Below are 24,802 nucleotides of genomic sequence, written 5' to 3' on the forward strand. Positions count from 1 at the left end.
TGCCGTGGGCGGGGTTGTGGGTGCCGCCCTAAGCAGGGTGCTACCCTTTACCGTTTCCACCGTGTCGAACCGCCCCATGCGTATTGCCCTTGGCGTCGAATACGACGGCACCGACTTTCTCGGCTGGCAGCGGCTGAGCCATGCGAAGACCGTGCAGGGTTCGCTGGAGCAGGCGCTCAGCTTCGTCGCCCACGCGCCCATCGAAGTGACCGCCGCCGGCCGCACCGATGCCGGCGTGCACGGCCGTTGCCAGGTGGTCCACTTCGATACGGAGGTGGTGCGCGACCTGCGTGGCTGGATCCTCGGTGCCTGTTCCAACCTTCCGCACGCGGTGGCGGTGACCTGGGCGCAGCCGGTCCCGGACGACTTCCACGCACGATTTTCCGCGCGGGCCCGCCGGTATCGCTACCGCATCCTGCCGCGTTTCGTCCGTCCCGCCCTCGATGCGCGCTTCGTCGCATGGGAGCGTCGCCAGATCGATGCCGAGGCGATGAACGAGGCCGCGCAAGCGATCGTCGGCGAGCACGATTTCACCGCGTTCCGGGCCATTTCCTGTCAGGCCGCGCATGCGCGCCGCAACGTGCGCTCGATCCGTGTTTTTCGCGAAGACATCCACGTCGTCGTGGAAATCGAAGCAAATGCCTTTCTTCACCACATGGTGCGCAACATCGTCGGCTCGCTGCTGCGGATCGGGCGCGGCGAGGAGAGCGTCGGCTGGATGGCCGAACTGCTCGCTGGCCGCGACCGCGAGGTTGCAGGTGCGACGGCACCGGCGGAAGGCCTGACTTTCCTCGGTCCTCTTTACGAAGCCCACTGGGGGCTGCCACAGGAAGTGACGCTATGACCCGGATCAAGTTTTGCGGACTCACCCGCCTGGACGACGTACAGCTGGCTGCTGGCCTGGGTGTCGATGCCATCGGCTTCGTGATGACACGGCGCAGCAAGCGCTTCGTCGACCCGACCGCCGCGGCACGGCTGCGCGACGCGGTGCCGCCCTACATCACGACCGTCGCGCTGGTGATGGACGATGAGCCTGCGTTCATCGACGAAGTGCTGCGCGTCCTGCGTCCGGACATGCTGCAATTCCACGGCGACGAAACCGACGAGGACTGCGCTGCCTACGGAGTCCGCTACACGAAGGCCATCGCGATGGGCGAGGGCGCGAGTGCGCTCGAGCGCCTGCATCGGTTCCCTCGCGCGGCCGGTCTGCTGCTCGATGGCCATGGCCTCGGCGAGCAGGGCGGTAGCGGCCAGTGCTTCGACTGGTCGTTGATGCCGAAGGATCTTGCGCAGCCCCTGATCCTTGCCGGCGGCCTGGATGCCGACAACGTGGCCGAAGCCATTCGCGTGGCGCGGCCCTGGGCCGTGGACGTCTCCAGCGGGATCGAGTCGTCGCCCGGCATCAAGGATCGGGCTAAGATGGAACGCTTCATTTCTGCTGTACGACGATAACGAGAAGGCAATGACCGAGATCGCGGATTTCCACGCCTATCCGGATGCGCATGGGCGCTTCGGGGCTTACGGCGGCATCTACGTGGCTGAGACGCTCATGGAGCCGCTCGCCGAACTGACCGCCGCGTACGAAAAGCTGCGGACGGATCCCGCTTTCATCGCCGAACTCGATCGCGACCTCAAGTACTACGTCGGTCGCCCCAGTCCGGTCTATCACGCCGAGCGCCTGTCCGCGCATGTCGGCGGCGCGCGCATCCTGCTCAAGCGGGAAGACCTCAATCACACCGGCGCGCACAAGATCAACAACACCGTGGGCCAGGCGCTGGTTGCCCGGCACATGGGCAAGACGCGGATCATCGCCGAGACCGGCGCTGGCCAGCACGGCGTGGCGAGTGCGACCGTCGCCGCGCGCATGGGCCTGAAGTGCGTGGTCTATATGGGCGCCGTGGACATCGAGCGCCAGAAGATCAACGTCTATCGCATGCGCCTGCTCGGCGCCGACGTGGTGCCGGTCACCTCGGGCTCGAAGACGCTCAAGGATGCGCTCAATGAGGCGATGCGCGACTGGGTGACCAACGTCGCCGACACGTTCTACATCATCGGCACGGTCGCCGGCCCGCACCCGTATCCGCAGATGGTGCGTGACTTCAACGCCATCGTCGGGCGCGAAGCGCGCGAGCAGGTGCTCGAGCAGTTCGGCCGTCTGCCCGATGTCGTCACCGCCTGTGTCGGTGGTGGGTCGAATGCGATCGGCATCTTCCACGCGTTCCTCAACGACCGCGACGTGCGCATCGTCGGCGCCGAGGCGGCCGGTGACGGTATCGAAACAGGGCGGCACGCCGCCTCGCTCGCCGCCGGCAAGCCGGGCGTACTGCATGGCAATCGCACGTACGTGCTGTCGGATGCGAACGGGCAGATCGTCGAAACCCATTCGGTCTCGGCAGGCCTGGATTATCCCGGCGTCGGCCCCGAGCATGCCTTCCTGAAGGATGCCGGCCGTGCCGAGTACGTCGGCATCACCGACGACGAAGCGCTGGAAGCCTTCCACCTGCTGGCGCGTACCGAGGGCATCCTCGCGGCGCTGGAGTCGAGCCACGCGATCGCCCAGGCGATCAAGCTCGCACGCGAGCTGCCGAAGGACGGCCTCGTGCTCGCCAATCTTTCCGGTCGTGGCGACAAAGACGTGCACACGATCGCCGAGCGTGAAGGGATCGAACTCTGATGAGCCGCATCGAACGTCGTTTTGCGGCGCTGAAGGCCGCCGGCCGCACGGGTCTGATTCCTTTCGTCACCGCAGGCGACCCGTCGCCCGATGACATGGTGCCGATGCTGCACGCCCTGGTCGCCGCCGGCGCCGACGTGATCGAGCTTGGCGTACCGTTTTCCGACCCGATGGCGGATGGCCCGGTCATCCAGCACGCCAGCGAGCGCGCCATCGCCAAGGGCGTCGGCCTGCACAATGTACTGGCCTGGGTCGCGGCATTTCGTGAGACGGACGACGAAACGCCGATCGTCCTGATGGGCTATCTGAATCCCATCGAGATGTATGGTTACGAGGAGTTCGCCGAAGATGCCGTGGAGAAGGGTGTCGATGGCGTCCTGATGGTAGATTGTCCGCTGGAGGAGTCGCACGTGCTCGCACCGCTCCGGGCAGCCGGCCTCGACCAGATCCTGCTGGCGTCGCCGACGACCACGGCAGCGCGGCTGACCGCCCTCAGCGAGGCCGCCGCGGGCTTCCTGTATTATGTGTCGTTCGCTGGCATCACCGGGGCCGCCCAGCTGAGCACCGGCGACATCGCCGAGCGCGTGGCGGGTATCCGAGCGAAGTCGAAGGCACCGGTAGCCGTCGGCTTCGGTGTTCGCGACGCGGCCAGTGCCGTGGCGATCGGCGCCTTCGCCGACGCCGTGGTCATCGGCAGTGCCCTGGTCGACCGCCTTTCCGGCGCGACCTCGGCAGACGATCTCGCGGGCAGGGCACACGAATTTCTCGCGCCGATCCGCGCTGCGCTCGACGCGCGCTGAACGGCCGTTGCGTTAGAACGGATCCACGGAGACAACGATGAACTGGCTGCAGAAAATCATGACGCCGAAGACCCGCGCCCAGCAGCGCGCGGCCGGCGATAACAAGGGCAAGGTGCCCGAGGGCGTGTGGGAAAAGTGTGCCGGTTGCGGCACGGTCCTCTACAAGCCGGAGCTCGAGAAGTCCCTGATGGTCTGCCCGAAGTGCGGCCATCACCACGCGATCAGCGCGCGCGTGCGCCTGAACGCCTTCTTCGACGAGGGCAGCACCACCGAGCTCTGGGCGAAGATGGAAGCGGTCGACGCACTGAAGTTCAAGGACCAGAAGAAGTACAAGGACCGCGTCACCGCGGCGCAGAAAGCCACGGGCGAGAAGGACGCGCTGATCGCGATGTCCGGCCGTCTGCTGGATCGTCCGGTGGTCTCGGTCGCCTTCGAGTTCGCCTTCATGGGCGGCTCGATGGGCTCGGTGGTCGGCGAGAAGTTCGCCCGGGCCGCCGAGCGCGCCCTGGCCGACAAGAGTGCCCTGGTGTGCTTTGCCGCCACGGGTGGCGCCCGCATGCAGGAAGGCCTGTTTTCGCTGATGCAGATGGCGAAGACCTCGGCTGCGCTGGCACGCATGCGCGACGCCGGCGTGCCGTACATCTCCGTGCTCACCCACCCGACCACCGGTGGTGTCTCGGCGAGCCTGGGCATGCTGGGTGACATCAATGTCGCCGAGCCGAAAGCCCTGATCGGCTTCGCTGGACCTCGCGTCATCGAACAGACCGTGCGCGAGACCCTTCCGGAAGGCTTCCAGCGTCCCGACTTCCTGGTCGAACACGGCGCCATCGACGTCATCGTCGATCGCCGCGAAATGCGCGACAAGCTCGGCGCGATGCTCGGCATCATGCAGAAGGCGCCGCGCGCCGCCGCGTGATGTGAGGGTGTGGGAGCCGCTTCAGCGGCGATAGCAAAAAGCCCGACTCGGTCGGGCTTTTTGTGTTTTTGGTCTGGCTAGCGCGCCACATGGCGTCACACCAGCACGCGCTCCGCCCACAGCGACAAGCTGCCAAGACCCGCGCCGATCACGGTCGCGGCAAGCACATCGCTCGGATAGTGCAGTCCAAGAACGACACGAGACGCTCCGATCAGCGCCGCAAAGCCGATCAGGAAAGGCGCGAGGATCGGGTAGTGCGCCACCGCGACAACGGTGAACGCCACGGCCTGCAGCGTATGCCCGGACGGAAAACTGAATTCGTCGAGCGGCGGTACGTGGGCGATGACGCCGGGACAGGTGCGGAACGGTCGCGGACGGCGCGTCCAGCGCTTGAGTACGCGATAAAGCATCAGTGCGGTCAGACCGGTGACGGCCATCTGGACGGCCACAGCGACACCGTGCCAGCCGCCGACGAGCGCGATGACCGTCATCAGCGAATACCAGAAAACGCCATCGCCGAGCCGGCTGATGGCGCCGAAGAAGATCCCGATGGCCCGGCGTGCTCCCCAGCGATTGGCGGCGACGCACATGCGGCGATCGAGGCTCGCCCTACGCGGCGACGGCGGTGCTCCGTTCATGGACATTCTCCTCGGACAGGGATCGCATGATGGCTTCGAAGTCGTTGACGACCGACTCGGGCGAGAGGTTGGCGACAGAAACGCGTGCGGCATGCCCCATGGCCGTACGCACCGTGGCATCGGCACCCAGGGTGGCCGCGCGTTCGATCAGACCGCCTTCGTTACCTGGCGCGACGCGAATGCCGTTCTGGCCGTTGCGGATGAACTCACGCGCGGCGGCTTCGGCGTAGGCGACGACCGGGATGCCGGAGGCCATCGCCTCGAGCACGACGTTGCCGAAGGTTTCGGTGAGGCTGGGAAAGACGAAGAGATCGGCGCTGGCGTAGAACGCAGCCAGTTCATCGCCGCGGCGCGTGCCGGCGAAGATCACATCCGGGTTAGCCGCTTCGAGCGCTGCCCGGCCCGGGCCGTCGCCGACGATGACGCAGCGTGCGTGAGGTACCCGACGTGCGAGTGCGCGATAGGCCTCGATGACCACGTGCAGGTTTTTTTCCGGTGCCACGCGCCCGACGCTGAGTACTACCGGCGTGTCGGGACCGGCACCCCAGCTGTCGCGCAGGGCTTCATCGCGATGCTCCGGATGAAAGCGCGCGGTATCGACGCCGCGTCGAAGGACACGCACGTCGTGGACGCCGAGATCGTTGAGCTCGCTGGCGAGTTGGCCCGTCGGTACGAGGGTCGTCTGCGCCCGGCGATGGAAGCGGGCCAGGTAGCGGCGGACGATGGGTGTCAGGGCGCTGAAGCCATAATGGCCGACGTAGAAGTCGAATCGCGTGTGGAACCCCGTGGCGACAGGGATGCCGAGCCGACGAGCGGCGCTGACAGCGGTCCAGCCCAGCGGGCCTTCCGTCGCCACGTAGATCGCATCGGGGCGGTCCGCGCGCCAGCGGCGTTCGATGCGGAAGCGGGCGGGCAGGCCGAAGCGGAGCCCGGCGTAGCGAGGCAGGGCGGCGCCTTCGACGGCCAGAACCTCCATGCCGGCATCGCTCAGTGGCGGCGTCTCCGGATGGATCGGCCGGATGAGGTCGACGGAGTGACCCCGCCGGACGAGCCCGCGGGCGAGCGCCTGGACGGTAAGGGCTACGCCGTTGACCTCCGGTGCGTAGGTCTCGGTGACGATGCCGACTCGCATGGCGGTGCCCCTTCTGGCCTGGCTTGACGCATGCTCGCGCAATGGCGTGTCCGGGCGGTTATCGGGGCATGACCGGCATATGACAGCATGGCTGGGTTAAAATCGCGGTCTTGCCTGCCGAACGACCCACACGATGACCGTCCGTACCCGCTTCGCTCCCAGTCCCACCGGCTACCTGCATATTGGTGGTGCCCGCACCGCGTTGTATTGCTGGCTGGAATCCCGCCGCCGCGGCGGCGAGTTCGTGCTGCGAATCGAGGACACCGACCGTGAGCGGTCCACGCAGGAGGCCGTACAGGCCATCCTCGACGGCATGTCCTGGCTTGGCCTCGTGCACGACGAAGGCCCGTACTACCAGACCCTGCGTATGGATCGTTACCGCGAGGTCGCCGAGCAGCTGCTGCGTGAGGGCAAGGCCTACTACGCGTACGAGACCAAGGAAGAGATCGAGGCGATGCGCAACGCGGCGATGGCTGCAGGCGTGAAGCCGCGTTACAACGGCTACTACCGCGATCGCGACGAGCCGATGCGTGACGATCCGAACCGCGTCATCCGTTTCAAGAACCCGGCCACCGGCAGCGTTGTTTTCGACGACAAGGTGAAGGGGCGCATCGAGTGGTCCAATGAAGAGCTCGACGATCTCGTCATCTTCCGCTCGGACGGCTTCCCGACCTACAACTTCGCCGTCGTCGTGGACGACATCGACATGGGCATCACGGAAGTGATTCGCGGCGACGACCACGTCAACAACACGCCGCGCCAGATCAACATCTACAAGGCGCTGGGTGCACCCGTGCCCGAGTTCGCGCACCTGCCGATGATCCTGGGCCCGGACGGCCAGAAGCTGTCCAAGCGCCACGGCGCGGTGAGCGTCATGCAGTATCGCGACGATGGCTTCCTGCCGCATGCGCTGCTCAACTACCTGGTTCGACTCGGCTGGTCGCACGGCGACCAGGAGATCTTCTCGGTCGACGATATGAAGACCCTGTTCGACGTCGCCGATGTCAACAAGGCGGCGTCGCGCTTCGACGTCAACAAGCTGTCCTGGCTCAACCAGCACTATCTGAAGACGGACGATCCGGCCGTGCTCGGTCTCGAGCTGGCCTGGCATCTGGAGAAGATCGGCATCGATCCGGCGAAGGGCCCGAATCCGGCCGATGTCGTCGTCGCCTTGCGTGACCGCGTGCAGACCTTCAAGGAAATGGCCGAGCGCGCGACGATCTGGTACGGCCCGATCCTGGCCTGGGACGACAAAGCCATCGAGAAGCACCTGCGCACCGAGACGGCGCCGGCCGCGCTCGAAGCGGCAAAGGCCGAAATGGCCGCGCTGCCGGCGTGGACGCCCGAGGCCATTCACGGCGCGGTCGAGCGCGTGGCGGCGTCGCTGGAGCTGGGCATGGGCAAAGTCGCCGCGCCGCTGCGCGTGGCGATGACGGGCACCCAGGTGTCGCCGTCGATCGAGCACACCATTTACCTCGCCGGTCGCGAGGGTGCCATCTCGCGCATCGACGAGGCGCTCGCCCGCTCGCGTGGATGAGCTTCTCGCGCGGGCGATGCAAGGGGTCGATCCCGACGACCCCGGTGCGTCGCTGCGCATCTTCAGCAACCTGATGGGCCTGGTCCCCTGGTGGAACCTGATTGCCTGGCAGGTCTTCTTTATCGCCGTCGGCGCCTTACTGGGCTGGTGGCGGGGGAGGACCATGGCAGGCATCGTCGGGGCGCTCGTCCTGGGTCCCTTTGGCTGGGTCATCCCCTTCATACCGAAGCGGGGCCCGCCGCCGCTGCCGCCGTCATCGCCGGTCGGCGGCCCGCAGCCCCCACCGTTACCGGGCTCGAAAAAACGCTGACGTGGCCTCATGTTAGACTGACGGACACGAGGATTCGATGTGACCACGCAAGCCGCCCACCGACACGATCATGAGCACCACGACGACGCACGCAGCTTCGTCGCGGCGGTCGAGCACGCCTCGAACGAGCGTGGCCTGCGGCTGACGCCGTTACGTCGTGAAGTCCTCGAGCTGGTCGCCAGCGCAGGCAAACCCGTCAAGGCCTACGACCTGCTGGACCGTCTTCGCGAGAAGCACGGCAATGCGGCGCCGCCGACGGTCTATCGGGCACTCGATTTCCTGCTCGAGAACAGCTTTATTCACAAGCTGGAGTCGATCAACGCCTACGTGTCCTGCCACCATCCGGCCGAGTCGCATCAGGTGCCCTTCCTGATCTGCGACAAGTGCCAGTGCGCCCAGGAAGTGTGCGACGAGCGCGTGGCCGACCTGATCGAGGCACAGGCCAAGGCGTTCGGGTTCCGTCCGCAGGCGCAGACGCTGGAAGTGCACGGCATCTGCAAGAACTGCCGTTGAGGCATGTCGCCTGGTCCGTGAAGGGGCTCGGCAGTCTGGTTATCGCCGTTGAATCGGCTCCCACAGGAAAGAGTGATTGTCCGGTCAGACGGAAAGGATTGATTTTCTTGGCTTCCGCAATGTTATAAAGTATCATCCCTTGCCTGTGTCTGAGCAAGAAGTCACGCTATGCATCTCATGACCGATTTCCCCGTCGAATCCCCCGTCGATTCCGAAGCACCACGGCGTTGGTGGCATGCCGCCGACCGCGTCGGCGCCCTGGCCTCGTTCCTGTGCGCCATCCACTGCGCGGCGCTGCCTTTCGTGCTGGCCCTGCTGCCGGTACTGGGTCTTTCCTTTCTCGCCGATCACCGTTTCGAAGCCGGATTCGTCGCATTCGCCTGCGTCCTTGCCAGTGCTGCGCTGATCTCGGGCTTCCGCCGGCATCGCCGCCGCTTGCCGCTGATCCTGGCGACTCCCGGCCTGATGCTGCTGATCCTGGGCGTGACCTTCCTGCACAGCGACTCGCTGATCGTTCATAGCGTGCTCGTCACCTGTGGTGGTTTCCTGCTGGCCTCGGCGCATTTCGTCAATTTGCGCGTCGACCGCAGCGAGCACGCCGGCCACATCCATGGTCCGTCCTGCGCCCACCCGTGATTGTGTAACCGCGGCACGATTCCCTAGCCTTCGCGCATGGCACACGACCACTCCCACGACCACGCCGGCCATTCGCACGGTGAGGCGCACTCGCACGACCACAGCCACTTCGAAGGGAGCAGCGAGAAGAAGCTGCTGTTCGCGTTCGTCCTGACCCTGATCATGTTGGTGGTCGAGGCGGCCGGCGGCCTGGTCTCCGGATCGCTGGCCCTGCTGGCGGATGCCGGCCATATGCTGGTCGATGCATTGGCCCTGCTGCTGGCCTTCCTCGGCGCGCGATTCGCGGCCCGTCCCGCCGACGCACGGCGAAGCTTCGGTTACGGCCGCATCGAGGTGCTGGCCGGCTTCGTCAACGCGTTGACCCAGTTCGCCCTGGTCGCCTTCATCATCGTGGAAGCGGTGCAGCGGCTGTTCGATCCCCAGCCGATCCTCTCCGGCGTGATGCTGGTGGTGGCGGTGATCGGCCTGATCGCCAACGTCGTGGTCCTTCGTACCCTGCATGGGCACGACCCTGACGACGTCAACATCGCGGGCGCGAGCCTGCATGTCCTGGGCGATCTGCTCGGCTCGGTCGCTGCCGTGCTCGCTGCGCTGGCCGTGCGTTGGGCTGGCTGGCTGTGGGCGGATCCGGTGCTGTCGATCCTGGTGTCGCTGCTGATCCTGCGCAGTGCGTGGTCCTTGCTGCGCCGTTCGGGGCACATCCTGCTCGAGGGCACGCCGGAGGGCATCCATCTGGCCGACATCGAGAAAGGCCTGCGCGAGGCCGACGAAAACATCCTGGATATCCATCACGTGCACGTATGGCAGGTCACCGCCGGTGCACGCATGGCCACCTTGCACGCCGAATTGCGGCCTGGCGCCGATCCGGCTCGCTGTCTCACAGCCATCAAGACCATGCTCGTGGAGCGCTGGCAGGTGGGTCATGCGACGGTCCAGTTCGACCCGGGTCGCTGTCCGGATGAGCTGGAGGGCTGCGGAAAGGGCAGCCAGCACGTTCACTGAACGGCCGTCAGGCTTGCCATTTACGCCGCCGCTGATACGATGGCCGGCCGTTCCTCTTCATCATTCCGAATCAAGGAGTTTCCCATGGGCAAGGGCGATCGCCGCACCCGTCGCGGCAAGATCAACCGTTCCAGCTATGGCAATGCTCGTCCGCACGTTGACGTCGTCAGCGGTGCAGCCGTGGCAAAGCCGGCCGCTGCAAAGCCGGCCGCCGCCGCCAAGAAGGCGGCCCCGCGCAAGAAGGCCTAAGCCTTCACTGCGTGAGATGAGAAGCCCCGCATAAGCGGGGCTTTTTGTTTTCAGCGGTGCCGTTCAGAGCTCGAGCCGATCACCAAACTCGAAGTGACTGTCCGCCGGCGCCGCGATGGCGTTCTGCTGGACGATGCCTGGGAAGATGTTGTTCTCGACACCGGCATGGTTGTCGCTGTTGTAGAGATAGGGCACGTGTGACCACACGCGGTAGCCGAGCGCCTTGATCGTGGCGACTTCCTGTGCGGCCTGCTCCATGCCCGACAGCCGCACGTAGAGCAGGGGCCGGTGCTCGCGTAGGGTCTCCCTGGCACCGGCGAGTGCGTCGACCAGGGTGTCGGCCAGATTGAACTTCATCAAGTGGATGGCTTCGAGCTGGAGGCTGTCGATGGTCACAGCGCGCACCGATTCCCTGGCGTCCAGCGTGCGCTGCCCGGGGTTGCGGTCCAGCCAGACCGGATGGGTGAAGACGTTATCGAGCTGATTGAGCGCGATGTTGGCGCAGAGTTGCTGAAAGCGCAGGCGGCGAGGTTCCACGACATGGACTTGTCCGAGCGGGCCGACCGCATGCGCCATCCACAAGGTGTGCGCCGCGAAATCACCGCCGACCTCGAGAAGGGTCTGGCCTTCTTCGACGAGTCCGCTGAGCAGGTTGGTCTCGTGCTCGGCCCATTCGCCATAGAGCTGGAGCGAGCGGGCGACGACATGGTCGGTGGCGACCGCCGCGGTGATGCCGTATCGCGTATGCCAGAGCGGGGCAGGCGTGTCTTTGGGGGCTGGGTGAGAACTCATGGGTCTGCAGCGTTCCTGGTCTTAGAGAGTGGCGCGCGCGATGGCCAGCTGGCGCACCGCCTGGGCGAGTGCATGGCGATCGTGGCCGGTGGTGTCGGCGGTCTGCGTCCAGCCGCGACAGGCGTCGCGCCAGAGATTGAGCAGGTGGGTGTCGCCACCACCGCTGCGCCACGCGGCCTCGCACAGCGCGCTGGCGCCGGCGAAATCGCCCTCGCGCAGGCGTGTCGCCGCCATGGCGGTGCGCGCGCCGACGGAATCGGCGGCCATCGACGCGAGTTCGCGTCCCAACGAGGCCGCCACTTCACCCTGGATGGCCCGTCCGGGCAGCGATTCGTAGGTCAGCTGGACCGCCAGGCGGCATTCGAGAGCGTCCATTCGCCAGGCCGGATCCTGTTCGGCGAGGAAGGCATGGGTGAGTGCCACGGCGCAGGCGTCGACGGCGTCCGTGGGCGGTAGCGTCATGGCGCGTAGTCGAGCGCAACGCGCGAGCAGCAAGGCGTTACCTGCATCGTGGTCGCGCGTATAGGCGTCTTCAAGCAGCGCTTGCGCGCAGCCCAGGTTGGCCAGGCGCGCCGCGGCTTTCTCGTTCTCCGCGCGCTGGAGGAAGACCTCCGCGCGCCGACGCAGGGCGCGTGTCGCCGCTTCTGGCCCGATGGCCGCAAGGCGATCGCACAGGGCCTCGGCTTCGGCCTGGCGTGCGGTCGCGCCGCCGCCGAGCAACCATCCCGCCCAGGCCAGCTGCACGTCGATCCAGGCATCGAGCACCGGCGCTTCTTCGGCGCCGAGGTCGATAAGCTGGCGTGACTGCAGGGCGCGCAGGGCGAACAGGCGTGTGGCACCGGATAAGCGTTCGATGCGGGCCAGTTCTACACGGATGGCGCGGCCTACCCAATGCGGACGCTCGTCTTCCGTGGCTCGATTCATGCCGTCGCGGGTGCGCTGCGCCGCATCCTCCAGCAAGGCCTCGGCACATCGCCGACGGTGATCACGCGAGCGAAGCACGAGGATGGCGGGTGAAAGCCAACGAGCCAGCCGGGCGTCATCGTCATCGCCCTTGCTGGTGTCTTCAAGAATGGCTTGCCACGCGTCGGCGCTGGCGCTGCCTTCGCCGACGCGCCGAATCTCCGGAAATTGCCTGTCGCCGATCAGGTGCAGGGCCGGACTGGTGTCGATGGCCTGGAGTTCCATCAGCAGCGCCTGACGTCGCCGCGACGATGTCGGTGTCGCGGTCGCTGGTTCGGACACCGTTGCCACCGGCAGGAGCAGGTCGACCGGCTCGGGGACCATGTAGAGCAAGGGCGTGGCATACGGCGAGTCGACATAGACCCATTCAGGTGATTTCAGTGCGGCGGCCCTGGGAGGCTGCACTGGTGCGTCGGCAGCAAAGGCATGCGCGATCGACGGCCGCCGATCGTTCGGCGTGCGTACCCGTCGTCGACGGCGCCATCGCAAACCGGCGGCGATGCTGATGGCGGTGGCGATCGCACCGATGGCCAGCGCCCAGCCAGGCCCGTCGCGGAGCGGCGCCGATGCAGGCTTCTTGTGAGGCGCCGAGTCGGAGGGCGATGGAGCCGCACCAGGGACGCCGGTGAATCCGGCGTCCGCACCACCAGGCAACGGCGGTGCTTCCATCGCATCGAGCATGCGCGAGACGTCTCGCATCTGCCGTGCGCGTGTGGCGCGTTCAGCGGTGGTCTCCCCTGGATCGGCGCACGCAACGAGCAGCGCCAGGGTAACTATCAGGCTTGCGATGCGGCGAGACGTGGCGCGTGCCCCGCGGCGCGCTGGCGGTGGTGCAATCAACGATGTTCCTTACAACGCGCAGCGCGTGCCGTGCGAGATCGACATCACCGATCTTAGGTCAGACCTTCCTGCCTATCGATGGAACAATTCGGAAAAATCGTGCGGATTACGTTTCATGGGGGCGCTCGCCTGCCACCCGGACCTCGCGTAACAGATCACCGCCGATCCAGTAGCAGAGTTCCGGTAAGTGACGGATGTTCCAGATCGCGAGATCGGCACGACGGCCGGGTGCGAGGATGCCGCGGTCGTCGAGCCCAAGGGCGTGCGCGGCATGGACCGTGGCGCCGCGCAGCGCTTCTTCGGGCGTCAGCCGGAATAGTGTGCAGGCCATGCCCATGGCAAGGCGAAGAGACAGCAGGGGCGAGGTGCCGGGATTGAGATCGGTGGCCACCGCCATGGCGACGCCGTGGCGACGAAAGGCCTCGATGGGCGGCGGTCGCGTGTCGCGCAGCGCGTAGTAGGCGCCGGGCAGGAGCACCGCCACGGTCCCTGCTTCGGCCATGGCGCGCACGCCTTCTTCGCTGGTCCATTCGAGGTGGTCGGCAGAGAGGCCGCTGTAGCGGGCGACCAGGGCCGCACCGCCCAGGTCGGATAGCTGTTCGGCGTGGAGCTTCACCGGCAGGCCCAGTTCGCTCGCCTTGCGGAAGAGCCGTTCGGTCTCGTCGTGGGTGAAGCCGATGCCCTCGCAAAACGCATCGACCGCATCGACCAGTTCCTCGCCGGCCAGGGAGGGCAACATCGTGTCGCAGACCAGGGCGACGTACTCGTCGCGTCGTCCCGCGTATTCCGGCGGCAGCGCGTGCATGCCCAGGAAACTGGTGCGCACGTCGATACCCAGTTCGACGCCGATGCGTCGCGCGACGCGGAGCATGCGGCGCTCGGCGTCGGGCTCGAGGCCGTAGCCGGACTTGATTTCCAGCGTGGTCACGCCGTCCGCCAACAAGGCCTTTGCGCGTGGCAGGGACTGCCGCAGCAAGTCGTCCTCGCTCGCAGCGCGGGTCGCGCGTACGCTGGAGACGATTCCGCCGCCGGCGCGCGCGATCTCTTCGTACGAGGCGCCCTCGAGGCGCTGCTCGAACTCCTGTGCGCGGTCGCCGCCGAACACCAGATGGGTATGGCAGTCGATCAGGCCGGGTGTCACCCAGGTGCCGGGCAGGGATTCGACCCGATGCGCCAGTGCATGGGGATCGCCCGCCAGCTCGCTGCGGGGACCGGCAAACGTGATGACGCCATCGCGCCAGCCGATCGCGCCATCCGCGATGGCTCCGTAGGGCACGCCGTTGTCGACGAGGGTGGCGAGGCCGACGTCCAGCAGCAGGCCGTCCCAGCGGTCATCGGTGGTCATGCGGGTGGCGCTCCTTCGGTGATGGGGGATTCGCGGCGCACGCGCTCCTCCTCGTAGCGGACGATGAGTACGTCGGCCAGTGCCTTGTACACGGGAACCCGGCAGACCAGGCCGGAGACGGCGCGCGCCAGCAGGCACGCCGCCATGATCGGCAGGGCCATCTGGTGATTGGCCGTGAGTTCCAGCGAAATCACCACGGCGGTCAGCGGTGCCTGCGTCACGCCGGCAAGATACGCCGCCATGCCCAGCAGGACGACCGCCGAGGTATCCGCACTGGGCAGGAGCTGGGCGATATTGCCGCCGAGCCCGGCGCCGACAGCGAGTGCCGGCGAGAAGATCCCGCCAGGAATGCCGGCCCACGAGGACGCGATGTTGCCGAGGAACTTCAGTACGCCGAACAGCGGGCCGGTGTCGCTGTGGCCTTGCAGGATGTCGCGCGCCTGCGCATAACCCGTGCCGTATAGCCCGTTCGCGCTTAGCAGGCTCAGTAGCACCAGCGCCAGGCCGCAGACGGCCGCGAACACCACGGGCTGGCGGGCGCGCAACCGGCCCATCGCACCACGAAACCCCGTCACCGACGGAATGATCAGGCGTGCGAACAGGCCGCCGGCCAGCCCGCCGACGACGCCGGTAAGTAGCACGGCGATCCAGGCCCGGCCCAGCGGCAGCGCGGCGGTGATGTCGCCGAAGTACGCGTAGTTGCCGACGAGGCCGAGTGAAACGACGCCCGCCACGACGATGGCGGTGAGCAGCGTGCCGCTGATGCGGTGCTCGAACGTGCCGGACATTTCCTCGATGGCGAAGACGACACCGGCCAGGGGGGTATTGAACGCCGCGGCAAGGCCGGCGGCGGAACCGGCAAGGATGAACCGGCCTGCCGCCGTGGGATCGTCGAAGCCGAATCGCCGGCCCATGGAATACAGCAGGCCTGCGCCAATGTGCACGGTCGGGCCTTCGCGGCCGACCGAAGCGCCGCCGAGCAAGGCGGCGAGCGTCAGCGCCATCTTGCCGGCAGCCACCTTGAGCGAGAGGAGGCGCGTACGGAAATCCTCGTCTTCGACTTTCAACGCGGCAATGGCTTGCGGGATGCCGGACCCGCGGGTCGCCTTCAGGGCGCCCTGGGTAAGCCAGCAGAGCAGGGCGAACATCGCCGGCGTAATGATCAGTGGCACCCACCAGCCGTGCGCGGCAACGGCGTGGAACATGTCGAAGGCGAAGTCCGCGGCCTTCGCGAAGAGCACGGCGGCCAGGCCGACGACGATGGCACCCGACCAGAAGAGGATGCGGCGACGCCACTGCTCGGGCGACAGCCAGTCGTGCTGGCCGAAGGCCCGGAGCCGGTCGAGGTTCATTTGCCCTCCGGCATGCGCGACCAGCGCACCTGGTAGAGGTCGAAACGACGATCCTTGAGGTTCTGCACCGCTCCGGAGTTGCGCGCGCGGGCGAGGTTTTCCAGGCGAAGGTCGGCGAACAAGACGGTCTCGATGTTGGGTGTGGAATCGGCGGCGATGCCATCCCGCGCGAAGGGCAGGTCGCTCGGCGTGAGAATGCAGCTCTGCGCGTACTGGATGTCGAAATTGTTCACGCCGGGCAGGTTGCCGACGTTGCCCGAGAGCACCACGTAGCACTGGTTTTCGATGGCCCGTGCCTGCGAGCAATAGCGCACGCGCAGGTAGCCTTCGCGCACGTCGGTGCAGAACGGAACGAACAGGATCAGCGCACCCTGGTCGGTCAGGTGCCGCGCGACCTCGGGAAACTCCGAGTCATAGCAGATCATGACGCCGATCGGGCCGCAGTCGGTCTGGATCGTCGCCGCCGTATCGCCGCCGGTGATGTTCCAGACGTTGCGCTCGCTCGGTGTGGGATGCAGCTTCTCGCGCTCGTGGATCGAACCGTCACGCAGGCAGACGTAGCAGACGTTATGGATGTCGCCGTTGGGCTGGCGCGTCGGATGGGAGCCGCCGACGATATTGATGTTGTAGTGCACGGCCAGGCGATGGAACAGCGCCTTGACCTCGTCGGTGTACTCGGACAGGCGCCGTATCGAATCCACCGGCGACAGTTCGGCGTTCTCGATCGACAGCAGCTGCAGCGTGATCAGCTCGGGAAAGGCGACGAAGTCGGCATCGTAATCGGCGGCGATATCGACGAAGTATTCGACCTGGGTGGCGAACTCGGCAAACGAGCCGATGCGTCGCTGCTGGTACTGCACCGACGCCACACGCACCGAGTCCGGCAGGCGATGGCTTTGCGATACCTTCGGCGTATCCGGATGATCGTGCAGTTGCGGGTTGCGCCAGATCAGGTGCGCCGCATAACCGAGCGATTCATGGTCGGAGGGGACATATTCGCGCAGCAGCCCGATGACTTCGAATCCGTTGCGCAACTGGAAGCTCAGCGTGGCGTCGCGGCGACTGCCGTCGACCACGGCCTGCACGTAGCCTTCCGCGCTGCCGTAGCGGCTGATCGCCCGGGCCAGCCCCGGCATGCGGCCGCCGAAGACAATGCCGCGAAGTTTCAGGTCGGTACACAGTCGCTTGCGCGCCATGTACAGGCGCTGCCCGATGCGCATGCCGCGGTAATCGGGGTGGACCACGATCTCCATCCCGTAGAGCCAGTCGCCCTTGGGATCGTGACGCGAGGCGAATCCGCCACCGGTGATCTGCATCCAGGTGTGCGGTGCCAGCGCCACGGCTTCGTTGATGCGGAAGGTGGCGCAGAACCCGACGATCTTCCCCTCGTACTCGACCACGAACTGGCCTTCGGGGAAGTGGGTCTGCTGGCCCTGCAGCATTTCCGCCGAGTGGCCCCATTCGGGCGTGTAGACACGGGCGGTGAGGGCGACCAGTTCGGGCACGTCGGTCGGACGCGCCAGACGAAGCAGCAGCTTCGGCGATTGAGCGGCGATGATCTCGGTCATTCCCGCATTATGCCCGTCGGTTACCATGCCCGCTGGATCCCACAGGACAGCCCCCATGTCACCGACCCCCTTGACCGCGGATTTCCTCTGGCAGGACGGTAGCTGGCATGCGGGCGGGGCAGGCCTGTCGGTTTCCGGCGCGCGTTTCGCTCCGGCGTCCGGCCTGGCTGGCGGCGAACGCGTCGGCCGCTTCGTTCTGCCGGGCATGCCCAATCTGCACTCGCACGCCTTCCAGCGGGCGATGGCCGGCCTGGCCGAGCGGCGCGGACCTGGAGAAGACAGCTTCTGGACCTGGCGCGAGACGATGTACGCCTTCGCCGAGGCGATCGATCCGGACGACCTCAAGGCGATCGCCACCCAGCTCTACATCGAGATGGTGAAAGCGGGCTACACGCAGGTCTGTGAATTTCATTATCTGCACCACGGGCCGCGTGGCGTGCATTACGCCGAGCCTGCGGCGATGTCGCTGGCGCTGATCGAGGCGGCCAGGGAGGCCGGCATCGGCCTGACCCTGCTGCCGGTGCTCTACATGACAGGTGGCTTCGACGGCCGCCCGCTGAACGAGCGCCAGCAGCGCTTCCGTCACGATGTCGGCCAGTACGTGGCCTTGCTCGAGCGTCTCGCCCCGTTGCAGAACGACATGCTGCGCCTGGGCATCGCTTTGCACTCGCTGCGCGCGGTACCCGAAGATGCCATGCGCGCCCTGCTTGCCAGCGGCGTATGCCGTGAGCTGCCGATTCATATCCATATCGCCGAACAGCTGGGTGAAGTGCAGGACTGCCTTGCCGTGCGCGGCGCCCGCCCGGTCGAGTGGCTTCTCGACCACGCCGAGGTGAATTCGCGCTGGACCCTCATCCACGCCACGCATCTCACGCCGCACGAAACCGATCGCCTTGCCAGGAGCGGCGCTGTTGCCGGCCTGTGCCCGACCACGGAGGCGAACCTCGGCGATGGACTGTTCCCGCTCGCCACTTTCATCGATGCGGGCGGCACGCTCGGCATCGGCTCGGACTCGCATATTTCCGTATCGCCGGTGGAAGAACTGCGCTGGCTCGAGTACGGCCAGCGCCTGATTACGCGTCATCGCAACGTGGCCGCGCGACGACCGGAAGAGAGCGTGGGCACGGCGCTCTGGCAGCGCGCCCTGGAAGGCGGCGCGCTTGCCGCCGCCACGGATATCGCGCGGCTGGCGGACGGAGCCCGTGCCGATCTCCTCGTGCTCGACGATCGTTCACCGCTGCTCGCGGCGCGCGACGAAGCCGACGTGATCGACAGCTTCCTGTTCGCCGGCAACACGCCGCTCGTGCGCGACGTGATGGTCGGCGGGCAGTGGCGCGTGCGCGACTTCTCGCACGCTGCCGAACAGTCGGCGGCCGAGGCCTACCGCGTCGTGGTCGAGAGGTTGGCCGCGGCCTGAGACGCAGGGCCTGACGGGCACTTCGACTTGCCGTAAAGACCTTCGGCGGAAGGTTCGTTGCGCTTCGCTGCATCGGGTGAGGCGTAGACGGTGACACCCAGATCGCAGCGGTTTTCGCGAAGGGTGAAGCGGACCGTGTCCATGCGTGTCGGTGGCGCGTCGTCGAGCGCGCACGTGCTGCCTTTCGCCAGTCGTATCGTCACGCTGTTGTCGCTGCTATCGACGATGTCGAAACCCGCGTTGACGCAGCCTTTCCAGCTCAGCGTGTTCTTGCCGACGCTGAGCATGTGCAGGCCGATGAAGGCATTGCTGTAGGGCTCCCAGTCGCCGGCGAGCCAGTTAGGTGCTGGCTGGGCGGTCGAGAGCATCGCTAGGGCAAGGAGGGGATGCATGGGAGATCCTTCGCATAGGGCTTCGCAAGGATCGCCGATGAATCGGCTCCTACCAAGCAAACGCGGCCCGCCCGGTAGGAGCCGATTCATCGGCGATGCTCCTTGTGGGAGCCGATTCATCGGCGAATGGGTGCTTGCATCACCTTCCCAATCATGCTTTATTCGACCCATGACTCGCCTCACCGCCAATAACGCCAATACCAATAATCCCCGGAACCTCGGGAGGGTCGGCGTGTAGGCGGTTTCAGCGAAAGCACCCCACACACGAAAGGCCCGCCCTCACCAGGCGGGCCTTTTTCTTTGCGCCGCTTCCATCAGCGATTTCCAGTGACCGACCAGGAGTGACAAGGCCATGTGTTCGATCTTCGGTATGTTCGGCCTCGCGGCCGGCGACGACCTGATTGCCCTGCGTACGCAGGCAATGGAGCTTTCCCAGCGGCAGCGCCATCGCGGTCCGGACTGGAGCGGGGTCTACGTCGACCAGGGGGCGATCCTCGTGCACGAGCGCCTCGCCATCGTCGACCCGGCGAGCGGTGCCCAGCCGCTTCGTTCGCCTGAAGGCGATCTGGCGCTGGCGGTGAACGGCGAGATCTACAACCACCGCGAACTGCGTGCCGCCAGTGAGTACGCTTTCACCACGGGTTCCGATTGCGAAGTCATCAATGCCCTCTACCGCGCCGAGGGCGCCGGGTTCCTCGGCAAACTCAGCGGCATCTTCGCCTTCGCGCTCTGGGACGCCGGTCGCCGTCGCTTCCTGATCGCACGCGATGCGCTCGGTGTGTGCCCGCTCTACTGGGGCCACGACCGGGCAGGGCGCCTCTGCGTCGCCTCGGAGATGAAGTCGCTGGTCGGCGTGTGCGCCGACGTCGCGCCGTTTCCGCCGGGCCACGTCTACGACAGCGAGACGGGCGAGGCCGTGCGTTACTGGACGCCGGCATGGCGCGATTACGACGCCACCGCGGGGCGAACGATCGAGCCGAAGGACCTGCGCGCCGCGTTCGAAGCCGCCGTGCATCGGCAGATGATGACGGACGTGCCGTATGGCGTGCTCCTTTCCGGCGGCCTCGATTCCTCCCTGGTCGCCGCCGTTGCCGCGAGCTTTGCGCGGCGCCGCATCGAGGAAGACGATCGCGGCGAGGCCTGGTGGCCACGGCTGCATTCGTTCGCCATCGGTCTGGAGGGCTCGCCCGACCTCAAGGCCGCCGAGGTCGCTGCCGAGGCTCTGGGTACCGTGCACCACGGCTTCCGTTACACCTTCGACGAAGGCCTCGACGCCTTGCCCGAAGTCATCCGGCATATCGAAACCTACGACGTCACCACGATCCGCGCCTCCACCCCGATGTTCCTGCTTGCCCGGCGGATCAAGGCGATGGGCGTGAAGATGGTGCTGTCCGGCGAGGGCTCGGACGAGATTTTTGGCGGCTACCTGTATTTCCACAAGGCGCCTTCGGCCCGCGCGTTCCACGAGGAGACGATCCGCAAGCTGGATGCGCTGCACTATTACGACTGCCTGCGCGCGAACAAGTCCATGTCGGCCTGGGGGGTCGAGGCGCGCGTGCCCTTCCTGGATACCGAGTTCCTGGACATCGCGATGGCCTTCGACGCCGAGTCGAAAATGGTCGCGCGCAAGGGCATCGAGAAAGGCATCCTGCGCGAAGCCTTCGAGGGCGCGCTTCCCGAGGAAATCCTCTGGCGGCAGAAGGAGCAGTTCAGCGACGGGGTGGGCTACGGCTGGATCGACGGACTCAAGGCGCATGCCGAGGCGATGGTCTCCGACCGCGAGTTCGCCGCGGCAGGCGCCCGGTTCCCCCACAACACCCCCGCGACCAAGGAAGCGTTCTTCTATCGGACCCTGTTCGAAAAGCACTTCCCCGGCGAGGCCTGCGCGGCCACCGTGCCGGGCGGCAAGTCGATCGCCTGCTCGTCACCGGCAGCGCTGGAGTGGGACCCGGCCTTTGCCGCAGCAGCCGATCCGTCGGGGCGTGCCGTGCGCGGTATTCACCAGGAGGCACTCCCGGCATAGCCCCGCTCGGGTAGGAGCCGATTCATCGGCGATTGTGGGAGCCGATTCATCGGCGATCCCGCGGCAGCGGGCCGGGCTGCCGCGAGCACCCATTCGCCGACAAGTCGGCTCCCACAGTGTGCTGCGGTGCGGCGGATGGCGGGATTTGTTAGGATTGGACGCTTTAGCCGGCGCGTCCCGCGCCGCACCAGCAGGCAAGCCAACCATGATCGAGACCAATCCGATCCTCGCGCAGATTGCGGACCTCACGGGCCGCGTCGAGTCGCTTAGGGGGTATCTTTGACTACGCCGTCAAGAAAGAACGCCTCGAAGAAGTAACCCGCGAGCTGGAGAATCCCAAGGTATGGGATGACCCCAAGCGCGCCCAGGAGCTGGGCCGCGAGCGTTCGCAGCTCGACGGCATCGTCACCGGTATCGACGAGATGTCCGGCTCGCTGGCCGATTCGAAAGAACTGCTCGAGATGGCCGCTGCCGACGGCGACGACGACACCGTGCAGTCGATCGTCGGCGATCTGGGCAAGATCGACGCCCGCGTGAGCAAGCTGGAATTCCAGCGCATGTTCTCGGGCGAGCTCGACTCCGCCGCCGCCTTCGTCGATGTCCAGGCCGGTGCCGGTGGCACCGAAGCCCAGGACTGGGCCGAAATCCTCCTGCGCATGTACCTGCGCTGGGCGGAATCGCGCGGCTGGAAGACCGAGATGATGGAAGTCAGCGCAGGCGATGTTGCCGGCATCAAATCGGCCACCTTCCGCGTGGAAGGCGACTACGCCTATGGCTGGCTGAAGACCGAGATCGGCGTGCATCGCCTGGTCCGCAAGAGCCCGTTCGACTCCGACAACCGCAGGCACACCAGCTTCACCTCGGTGTTCGTCTCGCCTGAAGTCGACGACAACATCGAGATCGACATCAACCCGGCGGACCTGCGTACCGACGTGTACCGTTCGTCGGGCGCCGGCGGCCAGCACGTCAACAAGACCGAGTCGGCCGTGCGTATCACGCATGTCCCGACCAACACGGTCGTCGCCTGCCAGACCGAACGCAGCCAGCATGCCAACCGCGACCGCGCGATGAAGATGCTCAAAGCCAAGCTGTACGAGCTGGAAGTGCAGAAGCGCAATGTCGAGCGTGATGCGCTGGAAGCGACCAAGTCCGACATCGGCTGGGGCAGCCAGATCCGCAACTACGTGCTCGACCAGTCGCGGATCAAGGATCTTCGCACCGGCCTTGAACGCACCGACACGCAAAAGGTGCTCGACGGCGATCTCGACGGATTCGTCGAGGCCAGCCTGAAGTCCGGCCTCGAGGCCGGCTCCAAGCGACTCGATGCCTGATGTTCCCGGGGGCGCATGGGCGCCCCCGTTCTCTATCCATGAAGCCAGAAGCACACCATGACCGATGATGACCTGCCGCCGATCGACGAAAACCGCCTCATCGCCGAGCGTCGCGAGAAACTGAAATCGCTGCGTGCGCAGGGCATCGCTTATCCGAACGACTTCAAGGTGGACAGCTTCGCGGGTGACCTGCAGGCCGAGTTCGCCGACAAGGACGCCTGGACGGCGGAAGCCATCGAGGGCACGCCGCGTCGCGTGACGGTCGCCGGTCGCATCATCCTGATGCGCGGGCAGGGCAAGGTCAGCTTCGTGCAGATGCAGGACGGCACCGGCCGCATCCAGCTCTTCGTTCACCAGGGCACCCTGGGCGAGGAAGGCTACGACGCGTTCAAGCGCTGGGACCTCGGTGACATCGTCGGCGCGGAAGGCGTGCTGATGCGCACCAAGACCGGCGAACTGTCGGTCAAGGTCGATGCGATCCGCCTGCTGACCAAGTCGCTGCGTGGCTTGCCGGACAAGCACCACGGTCTGGCCGATGTCGAGCAGCGCTATCGCCAGCGCTATGTCGACCTGATCGTCACCGAAGAATCGCGCCGTACCTTCGCGCTGCGTTCGAAGATCATCAGCCATGTGCGTCGCTGGCTCGAAGCCGAGCCGCGTCGCTTCATGGAAGTCGAAACGCCGATGATGCACGTGATCCCGGGTGGCGCCACGGCGCGTCCGTTCACCACGCACCACAATGCGCTCGATATCCCGCTGTTCCTGCGCGTGGCGCCGGAGCTTTACCTCAAGCGCCTGGTCGTCGGCGGCTTCGACCGTGTCTACGAGATCAACCGCAATTTCCGTAACGAGGGCGTGTCCACCCGGCACAATCCCGAGTTCACCATGCTCGAGCTGTACCAGGCGTACGCCACGTACCACGAGATCATGGACATCACCGAAGGCATGATCCGCACCGCAGCCGCCGATGTGGTCGGCAGCACCACGATCGAATGGGATGGCGCGACGATCGATGTCGCCCCGGCCTTCCGTCGCTGGCGCATGGAAGACGCCGTCCTCGAACTCAATCCCGAGATCAAGCCGGCCGACCTCCGTGATCGTGCATCGATGGCTGCCCACGCGAAGCGCCTCGGCATCCACGTGAAGCCGGGCTACGGCTGGGGCAAGCTCCTGCTGGAAGTGTTCGAGGCGACGGTCGAGCACACGCTCATCCAGCCCACTTTCATCACCGACCACCCGGTCGAAGTCTCGCCGCTGGCGCGCGAAAGCGACACCGACAAGGGCATCACCGACCGCTTCGAGCTGTTCATCAACGGTAAGGAGCTCGCCAATGGCTTCTCCGAGCTCAACGACTCCGAAGACCAGGCCGCGCGCTTCCAGGCCCAGGTGGACGCGAAAGACGCCGGTGACGACGAGGCCATGCACTTCGACGCCGATTACATCCGCGCCCTCGAGGTCGGTCTGCCGCCGACCGGCGGTCTCGGCGTCGGCATCGATCGCCTCGTCATGCTGCTGACCGGCTCGGCATCGATCCGCGACGTGCTGCTGTTCCCGACCATGCGCCCCGAGGTCTGATGGGCGCCTGTTAAGTAGCCAGGCCGCCCCGGGGTGGGGTGGCCTGGTGGTTTCCGTCCCATCATCGAAAGGACTCGTCATGCGCCTCCGCTTCGCGGTGCCGTTACTCACGTTTGCTGTGGTTCTCCTCACCGGCTGCGGTCCGGCTGTGATCAAGCCGCCGTTTCCGTTGGAGCAGTCGCTGCTTCCGGCCACCATCTACGTGCCGGATTGTCCCTCCGAGGGTGGCTTCAGCGGCTTCATGAACGCGGCCGACGGTGCCATGGGCCAAAGCGCGTGCCGCGCGATGGCCGCTGCGCTGGTCGAGAAGGCCCAGGGTCTGGATGGCAAGGTGAAGTTCGTCGCCTATAAAGTGGACCTCAAGGCGCCCAAGCCCGTCGAGCCGGATACAAGCGTGGAAGCGTCGAACGGTAGCCGCTACCGCATCGTGCTCAGGCCCGCCTCATCGTCTCGCATCCGAACCGACCGTATTTCCTACGTCGCTGCGACCGAGATGTTCACCGTGCTCGATATCGCTACCGGTACGCGCGGCTGGGCCACGGTCGAAGCCTCGCCCGGCGGCGTGCCCGGCGCCACGAAGGCGGCGGAGACGATTATCGCGGGCGTTCGCGGACCTCGTTGCGAAGTGCTGAATTCCTTTTCGGCGCGTACCGCGTTCCACGTCCTGGGCGAACCGAAGTGCACGACGTTCATGCTCTATCCGTCGCATCGTGACGACGATGATGAGGATGAAGACGACGACGCGAAGGACAACAAGCCTGCGAAAGCGAACTGACGCAGGCGCGAGGTATACCCAT

At 66.2% G+C, this 24,802-nt stretch carries 24 protein-coding genes; 16 read left to right on the forward strand and 8 right to left on the reverse strand.

All coding sequences use genetic code 11. From position 1 onward, the window contains the following. Positions 1 to 76 precede the first annotated feature (76 nt). Genes truA through accD form a run of 5 tightly spaced genes read left to right on the forward strand, consistent with a single transcriptional unit; the run spans position 77 to position 4,390 of the window. Positions 77 to 844 (forward strand): tRNA pseudouridine(38-40) synthase TruA, encoded by a 768-nt coding sequence (truA, locus tag BJI69_RS15530; RefSeq protein WP_046981937.1) that lies wholly within the window; start codon positions 77 to 79, stop codon positions 842 to 844. Next, positions 841 to 1,452 carry a phosphoribosylanthranilate isomerase gene (locus BJI69_RS15535; protein WP_046981936.1) on the forward strand — a complete coding sequence of 204 codons (612 nt, stop codon included), beginning with the start codon at positions 841 to 843 and terminating at the stop codon, positions 1,450 to 1,452. The genes truA and BJI69_RS15535 overlap by 4 nt, the downstream gene beginning before the upstream one ends. Before the next feature lie 10 nt (positions 1,453 to 1,462). Further along, the gene (gene trpB, locus BJI69_RS15540; protein ID WP_046981935.1) at positions 1,463 to 2,674 is read left to right on the forward strand and encodes a tryptophan synthase subunit beta; all 1,212 of its coding nucleotides are present in this window, start codon (positions 1,463 to 1,465) and stop codon (positions 2,672 to 2,674) included. Beyond that, a complete protein-coding gene (trpA, locus tag BJI69_RS15545) occupies positions 2,674 to 3,474 on the forward strand; it encodes a tryptophan synthase subunit alpha (protein WP_046981934.1) in 801 nt (266 codons plus the stop codon). Before trpB ends, trpA begins: the two co-directional genes overlap by 1 nt. 37 nt (positions 3,475 to 3,511) lie before the next feature. Beyond that, positions 3,512 to 4,390, forward strand: coding sequence for an acetyl-CoA carboxylase, carboxyltransferase subunit beta (gene accD, locus BJI69_RS15550; RefSeq protein WP_071924995.1), 879 nt, complete (start codon positions 3,512 to 3,514; stop codon positions 4,388 to 4,390). A 95-nt stretch (positions 4,391 to 4,485) separates the two neighbouring features. On the opposite strand, the gene BJI69_RS15555 is transcribed toward accD, so the two are convergent. After that, positions 4,486 to 5,028: a phosphatase PAP2 family protein gene (locus tag BJI69_RS15555; RefSeq protein WP_046982049.1), complete on the reverse strand. Its 543-nt coding sequence runs from the start codon at positions 5,026 to 5,028 to the stop codon at positions 4,486 to 4,488. Next, positions 5,000 to 6,160, reverse strand: coding sequence for a glycosyltransferase family 4 protein (locus BJI69_RS15560; RefSeq protein WP_071924996.1), 1,161 nt, complete (start codon positions 6,158 to 6,160; stop codon positions 5,000 to 5,002). Before BJI69_RS15560 ends, BJI69_RS15555 begins: the two co-directional genes overlap by 29 nt. Before the next feature lie 133 nt (positions 6,161 to 6,293). Here BJI69_RS15560 and gltX point away from each other — a divergent pair, with 133 nt between their 5' ends. From gltX to BJI69_RS15590, 6 genes are all read left to right on the forward strand, one after another. Beyond that, on the forward strand, positions 6,294 to 7,697 hold the full coding sequence (gene gltX, locus BJI69_RS15565) for a glutamate--tRNA ligase (RefSeq protein ID WP_046977564.1): 1,404 nt from the start codon (positions 6,294 to 6,296) through the stop codon (positions 7,695 to 7,697). Continuing rightward, on the forward strand, positions 7,690 to 8,007 hold the full coding sequence (locus BJI69_RS15570; RefSeq protein ID WP_046977563.1) for a hypothetical protein: 318 nt from the start codon (positions 7,690 to 7,692) through the stop codon (positions 8,005 to 8,007). The genes gltX and BJI69_RS15570 overlap by 8 nt, the downstream gene beginning before the upstream one ends. Positions 8,008 to 8,046: 39 nt before the next feature. Continuing rightward, positions 8,047 to 8,520, forward strand: coding sequence for a transcriptional repressor (locus BJI69_RS15575; RefSeq protein ID WP_046977562.1), 474 nt, complete (start codon positions 8,047 to 8,049; stop codon positions 8,518 to 8,520). A 168-nt stretch (positions 8,521 to 8,688) separates the two neighbouring features. Then, positions 8,689 to 9,156 (forward strand): MerC domain-containing protein, encoded by a 468-nt coding sequence (locus BJI69_RS15580; RefSeq protein ID WP_244890691.1) that lies wholly within the window; start codon positions 8,689 to 8,691, stop codon positions 9,154 to 9,156. A gap of 36 nt (positions 9,157 to 9,192) precedes the next feature. Further along, positions 9,193 to 10,158: a cation diffusion facilitator family transporter gene (locus tag BJI69_RS15585; protein WP_046977561.1), complete on the forward strand. Its 966-nt coding sequence runs from the start codon at positions 9,193 to 9,195 to the stop codon at positions 10,156 to 10,158. Between the two features lie 84 nt (positions 10,159 to 10,242). Then, a complete protein-coding gene (locus BJI69_RS15590) occupies positions 10,243 to 10,407 on the forward strand; it encodes a 30S ribosomal protein THX (protein WP_071924997.1) in 165 nt (54 codons plus the stop codon). Between the two features lie 63 nt (positions 10,408 to 10,470). Here BJI69_RS15590 and BJI69_RS15595 read toward each other — a convergent pair whose 3' ends face one another. The 5 genes from BJI69_RS15595 to BJI69_RS15615 all read right to left on the reverse strand — a co-directional run bounded on the left by BJI69_RS15595 (position 10,471) and on the right by BJI69_RS15615 (position 17,267). Continuing rightward, positions 10,471 to 11,199, reverse strand: a complete 729-nt coding sequence (locus BJI69_RS15595; protein ID WP_046977560.1) for a class I SAM-dependent methyltransferase — start codon at positions 11,197 to 11,199, stop codon at positions 10,471 to 10,473. Positions 11,200 to 11,220: 21 nt separating this feature from the next. Continuing rightward, positions 11,221 to 12,861: a hypothetical protein gene (locus BJI69_RS15600; protein WP_071924998.1), complete on the reverse strand. Its 1,641-nt coding sequence runs from the start codon at positions 12,859 to 12,861 to the stop codon at positions 11,221 to 11,223. Between the two features lie 247 nt (positions 12,862 to 13,108). Next, a complete protein-coding gene (gene hutI, locus BJI69_RS15605; protein WP_046977558.1) occupies positions 13,109 to 14,347 on the reverse strand; it encodes an imidazolonepropionase in 1,239 nt (412 codons plus the stop codon). Next, positions 14,344 to 15,699, reverse strand: coding sequence for a chloride channel protein (locus BJI69_RS15610; RefSeq protein WP_046977557.1), 1,356 nt, complete (start codon positions 15,697 to 15,699; stop codon positions 14,344 to 14,346). The genes hutI and BJI69_RS15610 overlap by 4 nt, the downstream gene beginning before the upstream one ends. Beyond that, the gene (locus BJI69_RS15615) at positions 15,696 to 17,267 is read right to left on the reverse strand and encodes a bifunctional GNAT family N-acetyltransferase/carbon-nitrogen hydrolase family protein (RefSeq protein ID WP_046977556.1); all 1,572 of its coding nucleotides are present in this window, start codon (positions 17,265 to 17,267) and stop codon (positions 15,696 to 15,698) included. Before BJI69_RS15615 ends, BJI69_RS15610 begins: the two co-directional genes overlap by 4 nt. 55 nt (positions 17,268 to 17,322) lie before the next feature. On the opposite strand from BJI69_RS15615, the gene BJI69_RS15620 reads away from it, so the two are divergent. Next, positions 17,323 to 18,684, forward strand: coding sequence for a formimidoylglutamate deiminase (locus BJI69_RS15620; RefSeq protein WP_046977555.1), 1,362 nt, complete (start codon positions 17,323 to 17,325; stop codon positions 18,682 to 18,684). Here BJI69_RS15620 and BJI69_RS15625 read toward each other — a convergent pair. Next, positions 18,648 to 19,076, reverse strand: a complete 429-nt coding sequence (locus BJI69_RS15625; RefSeq protein WP_071924999.1) for a hypothetical protein — start codon at positions 19,074 to 19,076, stop codon at positions 18,648 to 18,650. The two genes, BJI69_RS15620 and BJI69_RS15625, sit on opposite strands and share 37 nt — an antisense overlap. Positions 19,077 to 19,428: 352 nt before the next feature. On the opposite strand from BJI69_RS15625, the gene asnB reads away from it, so the two are divergent. The 4 genes from asnB (at position 19,429) to BJI69_RS15645 (ending at position 24,780) form a co-directional block, all read left to right on the forward strand. Beyond that, the gene (gene asnB, locus BJI69_RS15630; protein ID WP_046977553.1) at positions 19,429 to 21,099 is read left to right on the forward strand and encodes an asparagine synthase B; all 1,671 of its coding nucleotides are present in this window, start codon (positions 19,429 to 19,431) and stop codon (positions 21,097 to 21,099) included. 205 nt (positions 21,100 to 21,304) lie between these two features. After that, a protein-coding gene (gene prfB / locus BJI69_RS15635) for a peptide chain release factor 2 (protein WP_125903080.1) occupies positions 21,305 to 22,430 on the forward strand; the annotation gives its coding sequence in 2 pieces (ribosomal slippage) (positions 21,305 to 21,379 and positions 21,381 to 22,430; 1,125 coding nt in all). A 57-nt stretch (positions 22,431 to 22,487) separates the two neighbouring features. Then, positions 22,488 to 24,005 carry a lysine--tRNA ligase gene (lysS, locus tag BJI69_RS15640; RefSeq protein WP_071925000.1) on the forward strand — a complete coding sequence of 506 codons (1,518 nt, stop codon included), beginning with the start codon at positions 22,488 to 22,490 and terminating at the stop codon, positions 24,003 to 24,005. Between the two features lie 79 nt (positions 24,006 to 24,084). Further along, complete coding sequence (locus BJI69_RS15645; protein ID WP_071925001.1) at positions 24,085 to 24,780, forward strand: hypothetical protein; 696 nt, start codon at positions 24,085 to 24,087, stop codon at positions 24,778 to 24,780. Positions 24,781 to 24,802 lie beyond the last annotated feature (22 nt).

Source organism: Luteibacter rhizovicinus DSM 16549, assembly GCF_001887595.1.
In the GTDB taxonomy this organism is placed as follows: Bacteria; Pseudomonadota; Gammaproteobacteria; order Xanthomonadales; family Rhodanobacteraceae; genus Luteibacter; species Luteibacter rhizovicinus.